This is a genomic window from Aeromonas sp. HMWF017 (assembly GCF_003061465.1).
Taxonomy (GTDB): Bacteria; Pseudomonadota; Gammaproteobacteria; order Enterobacterales; family Aeromonadaceae; genus Aeromonas; species Aeromonas veronii.
Genome location: NZ_QAJD01000089.1, coordinates 4147 through 12729, shown reverse-complemented (window position 1 = coordinate 12729; position 8583 = coordinate 4147). Strand labels below are relative to the sequence as shown.

Genomic DNA, 8583 nt, shown 5'->3' with positions numbered 1-8583 from the left:
TCTCCCGATTAAATATCACGACTCTCTTGGTAGGTCGGGCAACTGTGCGTTGGCAAACGTGTAAACATCAAACTGACAAGATGAACTCATTTCAGCACATTTTCTGGTGTGATATTTGGCCACTCTTATTAATTCAGCTGTATGCTCAGGGTATTGCTGCTGTAAGAGGCTGAGGGCATCAGCCAAGGTAATCTGATGCAGATTAAAGCAGGTATCAAAAACCAACGACCATATTTGTTCTTTGAACCCATCAATATCATTATGGGTGGCGCAGGAGTTCCACAAGTTTAAATCCAGTTCGTCATCAGGATCTTCAAGGAGACTGACGGCTTGTAAATTGAGATTGCCTAGCATGGCATTATATTGAGCATCAGATAACGATGTTTTGCAGCGAACTATCCAAGCCAGGGTGATAAGGTTATGGCCAAAAAAGCCGGGTTGCTGCAAACAGGAATGCAATACATCCTCTAATGTTGCCGTCTGTCCGGTTGTGATCACCTCACAGCATTCTCTATTTTCTTCATTAGGGAAGGTAGCAGTGACAAACTCCGTGACCCGATTTAAAAATGCAGGTACCCACTCGGGAGGAAGGGCGTTGTATACCTCATTAAGCGCAAGCAAAATGGTGACGTTATGGGATAAATATTCGGGCTTATTGGCTGCCTTGGCGATATAGAATTCAAAGATATCGTGAAAGCCGTACTCGGCATGCCATTGGGAAATAGCTTGGTAGGCAGCGGGATAGATACCACGTGCCAGAATGCGATGTCTGCGTAAATCGGAGAAAGCGACAGGCTGCACACTATCGGTGAGCACTGTTGACACCTGTAATCCATCCTTGGCAATCAATTTGGCGGTTTGTTGCCACAAGGCTTCCGGTTGTCCAAGGTGCGCAGCAAGAAATTGAGCCGATAAATAGGCTTTTAGCGCATGAGGCTGATGAATAATAGCGCTTCTGTGTACAGCTTTTTCAAGTAGTTCCCGAGATGTCATTTATCCTCCATGAATTTAACGTGCCCCTTGACGGGCCGAGAAGCATTACCAGCAAACTCAACAGTCGTAGGGTGCAATGAACGAAGTGAATTGCACCAATTATAAACACTAACGATAGAGGTGCAATGCGCTGCGCTTATTGCATCCTACAGTAATTACTACTCTCCATGATAGTGCTTCAATAAAAAATAGCGGTCAGGACTATTTTGAATGCCGCTTACTTTACCGACTATTTTAAATCCCATTTTTTCATAAAATTTGGGTGCCTGAAATGAGAGGGTGTCGACTTGAGCAGCAATACATCCCCGTTTTTTTGCCTCGCGTTCAGCAATCTCCATTAATTTAATGCCGAGACCCTGCCCTCTCTTGTCATTGTGTACCCAAAGTACTTCGATCAACAGTTGATGATAAATAGTTCGTCCGGCAATGCCACCGACAACTTCGTCATTATCATCATGAATAGCAACAATTAAAGGTTGGGAGCGCTCCTCACCCATTTTATCAAAGTTAAATTGTCTAAGGTTATCAACAAGCACATTGAATATGTCATCTTTATGTGCATTATGGATTTTTATATTCATCAAATCTTATTCCATTTAAATGTAATAGTAGGGTGCAATGAACGAAGTGAATTGCACCAAATATTGAAAGAAGCAAGAGGTGCAATGTGCTGCGCTTATTACACCCTACGATACCATGCGTTAATTTATGAAAGAGTATAAGCAAGACTTAAATACTTGAAAAATATTCTACGGTTCTCTAAAAGATCTTCACGCCATTTCTTAACCTCCTCCAACGACTTCCCATGATTGCCGATGTATATTTCGGCATAAAAAATTGATACAGCCTGTCCAAATGAACGTAATGTTTGTTGACTTTCTGTGAGCCCAAGGAGTAGAAGTTTTGATTCTGCACTGTTCAGGTTTTTATATGACCCATAAACATTTGCTCGTGCATCACGTAATTCTTTAAGTTGCTCTTCATTATGTGGAATGTTATTTTCTTGACGACGAGTAAAGTCGACAATTCTTGTCCAATAAATCATTGCATGATGTGAAAATACTTCTACTTGCTCTGCAACAAGTTCCAAGTTTTCAATCCTTCTAATTTTCTTTTGTTTCTCATCATCGTTTCTATGTTGAAGCTTAGTTATACGCCAAGTAGTAATTCCACTAATCAGTGCTCCGAGCCCAATCTTTATTGTTGTATCCAAAATCTCTAAATAAGTAGTTGCCATAAAAACTCCACGTCTGACATTTCTTGATGTGATCTATGTTTATATATTTTGGCTGCCACGTACTGGTAAGGGATGTTTTAATTTTACGACTCTGGTTTTTACCTCACGTGGGCCTAAGTTTTTATCATAAAAATACCAGATGTTAAATTTTCGCTCAGATGGATTTGTATCCGCTTCTAGATCATTCCAACCAAGGTAACCTGAAATTGTTTTTTGAATTAAAATTTTGCCTTCAGACGAGGCTTTTTTTTTGCCAAGCTGCCATTACCGCTCCTAATAATAAATCGCAGAGCTGTATTTGAGCAGACGTTTTAGAGTCTTTGGTTACATAACTGTCTATAACGGCACTTAATTTTGTGCTTAGATTTACTTGATTATTCACAATGACATGTGACGCCTCATCAGCTTTTTTGTATCTAGATGCAATAGGATCTACAACTATACGAAATTGACATTCTCTACTTGGATGTGCCTTTAGTACTGCTTTTATTTTGGAACTGAGCAGAAGGTTAAAATGCTTTCGGCGAGCTAGATCATAATCACCATTATGATATTCTTTCTTTACATCAGATTTCTTTATTATTATGCAGTGGAAAGCAAGCCATTCTCTTTTAAAAAAGAGGTCGATGAGATCTAAATAAAAATTTCTAAATTGTTTGCTATGAGCTTTCTGCCATTTTATCTCATCATGATAGTTATACTTTTCTCTTAAATCTGTTACTAGCTTGGCGAAATCACCACGTCGCTGCCATTTCATCCAAATACTGCCAAAGCCATAGTATCTGGCTCCGTCAACACCAGATTCATCACACGCAATATTCCAAATCAATTTACCTGGAGCGTCCATGTTGACCTCGGTATATTACCCCTCTAAATAGGGTTAAATGAAATATATGGGGGCCATGTATCATATAATGTCCAACTGGCCTTTAGTTTGCTGTTGTTCACCTGCACAATCTTGCAGCTTATCTGCATAGAAACGACCCCAACGGAGCTGGTTGCCAACTGGCACATATTAACCGGAGGGAGAGAAAACTGAAGGGGCAGGGGCCTAAAACCGGCTCTGGCTCAACAAATTAGTCAATAAGTGGCTAATTTTTGTTTGGTTTGACTTGGTGATGACTTGCCAACTCGGTAGCAAAACCAAACAACTTGCCATCGCCCTAGCGGCTTTGCGTGTTGCACTTTTGGTATGACTTTTCTCTCCGGATTACGTTCCTCCGCCTGTCCGGTTTAGGGCAGCCGATCCTGGCTGCAAACGCCTTTGAACGGCTCCGTCACGCGGCTGGGGCAGAGGCTGGTCAGCCGGTGTCGAGCTCGTCACTTTTGTCGTGTCGATCACACTTCCCACCCCGTCGTCACCCTCGTCAGTATCGGTAAACAACAAGCTATTCTTGCTAATTACTCCTTTATTTTCAGATGGTTGTGAATTTTTATCGCACCCTTGGCCAGTTTTGGTCTGATAAATGCTTTGTGGGGGGCTGGCCGCCTCTTTGCCTGTCGGCGGGCGGCCCGGTGTAACGAACCATTTAGGATCCCTCTCTATGAACAGCTTCGTGATTGCAGATCCCAGTCTCTGTATTGGGTGTCGTACCTGTGAGGTGGCCTGCGCCGTTTCACACCAGTCAGGGTCTTGCAGCGGGACCCTTGAGCGGGAGGGCGGCCTGCATCTTGCCATCGAGGATGGACATCTGGTCTCCAGGGACAGCTACTTTCAGCCGCGCCTGAAGGTGATCGTGGGCAGCAAGGTGACCACGCCGGTGCTCTGCCGCCAGTGTGAAGACAAGCCGTGCGCCATGGCCTGCCCGAACAATGCCATCGTCAACGAGGATGGCTGCGTCAAGGTGTTGCAGGAGCGCTGCATTGGCTGCAAGTCCTGCGTGGTGGCCTGTCCTTACGGCGCCATGGCGGTGGTGCTCAAAGAGGTGCCCCCGACTGCTGATTCGCTCTTCAAGCGTCCGCAGACCAAGGCGCAGGCGCTCAAGTGCGATCTCTGCCGTCACCGCGAGGCGGGCCCGGCCTGTGTCGAGGTGTGTCCGACCCAGGCGCTGCGGCTGGTCACGCCGGAGCATCTTGAAAACCTGAACCGGCAGAAGCAGCTGGCCAGTGCCGAGGCACTGCTGGCGATGCCGGCGCGGGTATGAGCGGGCTTGCCGAGCCGTTTTTCGTTAACAAACAAGAGTGTGAGTCATGAAAAAAGTCATTACCGTGTGCCCCTATTGCGGCACCGGTTGCAAAATCAACCTGCTGGTTGAAAACGACAAGGTGGTGGGTGCCGAAGGCGCCAACGGCCGGACCAACGAGGGGCAGCTCTGCCTCAAGGGCTATTACGGTTGGGATTTTTTGAACGACACCAACCTGCTGACCCCCCGTCTCAAGAGCCCGATGATCCGCCGCGAGCGCGGTGGCAAGTTCGAGGCTGTCTCCTGGGATGAAGCGATCGATTTTGCCAGCAGCCGTCTCTCTGCCATCAAGGCGAAATATGGCCCGGACGCCATCATGACCACCGGCTCTGCCCGTGGCCCCGGCAATGAAGCCAACTATGTGATGCAGAAATTTGCCCGTGCGGTGATTGGGACGAACAACGTCGACCACTGCGCGAGGGTGTGACACGCACCCTCAGTCTCCGGTCTGGAGACAACTGTAGGCAACGGCGCCATGAGCAACGCCATTCCCGAAATTCAAGAGACCAAGTGCCTGCTGGTGTTTGGTTACAACGCTGCTGACTCTCACCCCATCGTCGCCCGCCATATCCTCAAGGCGAAGGCAAACGGGGCCAAGGTGATTGTGTGTGATCCCCGTATGGTGGAGACCGCCCGCATCGCCGATCAGTGGCTGCCGCTCAAAAACGGTTCCAACATGGCGCTGGTTAACGCTTTCGCCAACGTGTTGATCAGTGAAGGGCTCTACAACAAGGCATTTGTCGCCAACTACACCGAAGGGTTCGAGACCTTCAAGGCGACGGTGGCCAAGTACACCCCGGAATATGTGGAGGGGATCACCGGCCTGAAAGCTGCCGATATCCGCGCCGCCATTCGCACCTATGCCGAGTCGCCAGCTTCCATGATCCTGTGGGGCATGGGGGTGACCCAGTACGGTCAGGCAGTGGACGTGGTCAAGGGGCTGGCGGGTCTGGCGCTGCTGACCGGCAACTTTGGTCGCCGCGGCACCGGTTGCGGGCCGGTGCGCGGTCAGAACAACGTGCAGGGCACCTGTGACATGGGGATGCTGCCCCACCAGTTCCCGGGTTATCAGTCGGTGGCCGATCCCGCCATCAGCGCCAAGTTTGCCAAGGCGTGGGGCGTGGAGTCGCTCTCCCAGAAACCGGGATACCGCCTGACCGAGCTTGGCCACAAGGTGGAGGAGGGCAAGTGCAAGGCCTTCTACATCTTCGGTGAAGATCCGGCCCAGACCGAGGCTGACTTGGGTCAGTTCCGCCGCACTCTGGCGGGGATGGAACTGGTGATCGTGCAGGATATCTTCATGACCCAGACCGCCGAGATGGCCGACGTCATCCTGCCCGCCACCAGTTGGGGCGAGCATGAAGGGGTCTACAGCTCGGCGGATCGCGGCTTCCAGCGCTTCTACAAGGCGGTGACGCCCCCTGCGAACGTGAAACCGGACTGGGCCATCTTCTCGTTGATGGCGACCGCCATGGGTTATCCCATGGAGTACCACAACACCGAAGAGATCTGGGACGAGATGCGTGCGCTCTGCCCGCTCTACGCCGGGGTCAGCTACGACAAGATGGCCGATCTCAAGAGCGTGCAGTGGCCCTGTCCGACCGAGGATCACCCGGGCACCAGCACTCTGTTCGAGGGGAATGTGTTCACCACCCCGAGCGGCAAGGGTCAGCTGATCGCCTCCGAGTGGCGGCCGCCGCTGGAGCAGCCCTGTGCCGAGTACCCGCTGGTGCTCTCCACCGTGCGCGAGGTGGGTCACTACTCCTGCCGCTCCATGACCGGCAACTGCTCGGCGCTGCAGACCCTGGCCGATGAGCCGGGCTATGTGCAGATCCACCCGAGCGATGCCAAAAAGCTTGGGGTGAAGGATCAGGCGCTGGTCTGGATCTCGTCGCGCCGTGGCAAGGTGATCACCCGCGCCAACTACAACGACCGGGTCAACGCCGGGGTGGTCTACATGACCTACCAGTGGTGGATCGGGGCCTGCAACGAGCTCACCATCGAGCACGTCGATCCCGTCTCCCACACGCCGGAGTACAAGTACTGCGCGGTGAAGATCGAGCGCATCGACAATCAGCCTGAGGCGGAAGTGTATGTCCAGACTGAATACAGCGCGCTCAAGGCGAAATTGCGCAGCGCAGCCAAAGGCTGACCCGCCCTAAAAAAGGACGTTCTGCACAAATAAGGGAACCCGACTCGGATTTATCGAGTCGGGCACCCTTTTATTACCCAAAAACAGGGGATAAATGATGCAACATGAAATTGGTCGCTTATTTGGACTTTTCTATATTGGCACCTATCTGGCGGCGATATTGCTGGGAATAGGTTGCTATATTTGGCGCGACGAGATGATATTTCTGCTGGGCTTCGGTTTTTTCGGCTGTTTTATGGCAGCACGGCTCGCCATGGGCAGCGTATTTTCCGCCTTGAGTATTTCCAGTGCCTGGCTGATCGGGTTTATCTCCACCACCTTGATCAACGGCCTGCTGCTGGGGGTGATCACCCTGCTGGTCTACCTCACTCACCAGTGCGTCTCGGTTGAGCTTGCCGACAACGCCAGCTGGCTGCTGATGGCCTTCCAGAGCCTGTCGGCCCTCTTTATCTTCGGTGGGCTGAAGTGCTGCCACAGCCGGATCATCACCTCATAAATTGCCGATGGATGGGCAGCAAACGCCATCTTGAATCTCGCAGCCAGCGAAGAGGAGAGGCAGATCTGACAGTTGACGGCGGCCCACTTTTTGGACGCCTTAATTGAGATCAAGAACTGATGAAATAACCGGTTAAATATGGCCATCAGATATATTAAATCGGATTGTAATGAAATTTGAGCTCATCTATGATGAGTCGCCATTCCAATATATCCCCCGATAACGATGTTACTTTTTGTTGTCGTTCGTTAATAACAACTCTGGAATTGCAACATGCGACAATTTTCGTCACCGCTTTTCTTATTGGCAGCCGCTTTTACGGGCTGCGGCTATTTATTTTGGTGACGGGTGCTTGTCGTGATGCGATGGCATGGACAGCCTGACTGGTGACTAAATCGATATAACGTGAGGCCGCAATGCTAAATGTGAGTGCCATCCCCTTGGACGAGATCTCTCCCATCTGGGACGACGGTTTCCTCCTGCTCTCCAAATCCCTCCTGTCGGCCGTGACGCTCGATGATTTTATCCACAAACTCAACAAGATAGATGCCAGCTTCGGCGGCGTAACCCGGGTCAACCTGATCCTCAACATGGGTGCGGACGAGGAGGCCATCTTCTACTTCATGGGACATTCCGGCCCAAAGCATCTGGTCTGCCCCAAGGCAGAGCTTCACCTCTCCCCCCGTCCTACCAAAGAGACCCCGGAACAGGCCATCATTCTCGCTGCCGCCCGCTTTGAGAATCGCTGCCCGGCACTGGATCGCGAAGGGGTCTACGGGGGGCTGCGCTCCTACTGCCAGCTCCCCATCACCACCGCCCGCAGCCATCTGGGCGGGGTCGAGTTTATCAACACCCAGCTCGACAGCTTCACCATGGAGACCCTGGCCAAGCTGACCCAGCTGGCGGCCATTATCGCCATTGCGCTGGAGAACGTGCTCGACAAGGAGCGCACTCTGGAGCAGGCCAACTCCCTGCGCCTTGAGCGCGACAGCTGCAAAATTCTGGTGGATGTGACCAATGCGGTGATCAAACTGGTGCGCATCGCCGAGCTGCCCAAGAGCCTGTTTGCCATCCTGCATCACCACTTCGGTATCAGCAGCTTGTGTCTGGCCGAGTACAACGCCACTTCCGACAGCTTCAAGAGCTATCTGGTCAATCAGCACCAGAGCGATCAACCGGGCATCATCGACCACTCCTGTTTCGAAAAGAAGTGCCTGCAGGGGGCCCTTGGCCATAGCGAGCCGTTTTTCGTCTATCGCGAACACGGCCACGGCTGCAGCAATCGCTGCCGGTTTACCTCCCAGATCCTGCCCCCCGAGGCCGACAGCTCCTGCATTTTGCCGCTGCGCTATCGGGGCAACCTGCTGGGGGTGTTGATCCTCTCGCACCCCAACGCCGACTTCTTTGCCGATATCGATATCTCATTGCTGGAGCAGGTGGCGGCGCGCACGGCCATTGCCATGAACAACGTGCAGGCGCAGCAGGAGATCTCCAACACCAACGGCGCCAAAGAGAAGACCAT

8 protein-coding genes are annotated in these 8583 nt (G+C 51.3%); 4 read left to right on the top strand and 4 right to left on the bottom strand.

Annotated elements, in window-relative coordinates; translation table 11 throughout:
- Window positions 1-15: 15 nt before the first annotated feature.
- The 4 genes from DBR30_RS08560 to DBR30_RS08550 form a co-directional block, all read right to left on the bottom strand.
- Window positions 16-993, bottom strand: coding sequence for a hypothetical protein (locus DBR30_RS08560; RefSeq protein ID WP_219927556.1), 978 nt, complete (start codon window positions 991-993; stop codon window positions 16-18).
- Between the two features lie 158 nt (window positions 994-1151).
- The gene (locus tag DBR30_RS08555) at window positions 1152-1574 is read right to left on the bottom strand and encodes a GNAT family N-acetyltransferase (RefSeq protein WP_108539796.1); all 423 of its coding nucleotides are present in this window, start codon (window positions 1572-1574) and stop codon (window positions 1152-1154) included.
- A 125-nt stretch (window positions 1575-1699) separates the two neighbouring features.
- Window positions 1700-2230, bottom strand: a complete 531-nt coding sequence (locus DBR30_RS21070) for a hypothetical protein (RefSeq protein WP_139731306.1) — start codon at window positions 2228-2230, stop codon at window positions 1700-1702.
- Window positions 2231-2462: 232 nt separating this feature from the next.
- A complete protein-coding gene (locus tag DBR30_RS08550; RefSeq protein WP_219927555.1) occupies window positions 2463-3077 on the bottom strand; it encodes a DUF3800 domain-containing protein in 615 nt (204 codons plus the stop codon).
- A gap of 697 nt (window positions 3078-3774) precedes the next feature.
- Between DBR30_RS08550 and DBR30_RS08545 the strand changes: the two genes are divergently transcribed.
- From DBR30_RS08545 to DBR30_RS21935, 4 genes are all read left to right on the top strand, one after another.
- The gene (locus tag DBR30_RS08545) at window positions 3775-4374 is read left to right on the top strand and encodes a 4Fe-4S dicluster domain-containing protein (protein ID WP_108539794.1); all 600 of its coding nucleotides are present in this window, start codon (window positions 3775-3777) and stop codon (window positions 4372-4374) included.
- Window positions 4375-4420: 46 nt separating this feature from the next.
- Window positions 4421-6565 (top strand): formate dehydrogenase subunit alpha, encoded by a 2145-nt coding sequence (gene fdhF, locus DBR30_RS08540; RefSeq protein WP_108539792.1) that lies wholly within the window; start codon window positions 4421-4423, stop codon window positions 6563-6565.
- Window positions 6566-6761: 196 nt separating this feature from the next.
- Window positions 6762-7061, top strand: a complete 300-nt coding sequence (locus DBR30_RS08535; protein WP_258224363.1) for a hypothetical protein — start codon at window positions 6762-6764, stop codon at window positions 7059-7061.
- Between the two features lie 416 nt (window positions 7062-7477).
- On the top strand, window positions 7478-8583 hold a 1106-nt coding region (locus tag DBR30_RS21935), incomplete at its 3' end, for a GAF domain-containing protein (RefSeq protein WP_258224362.1).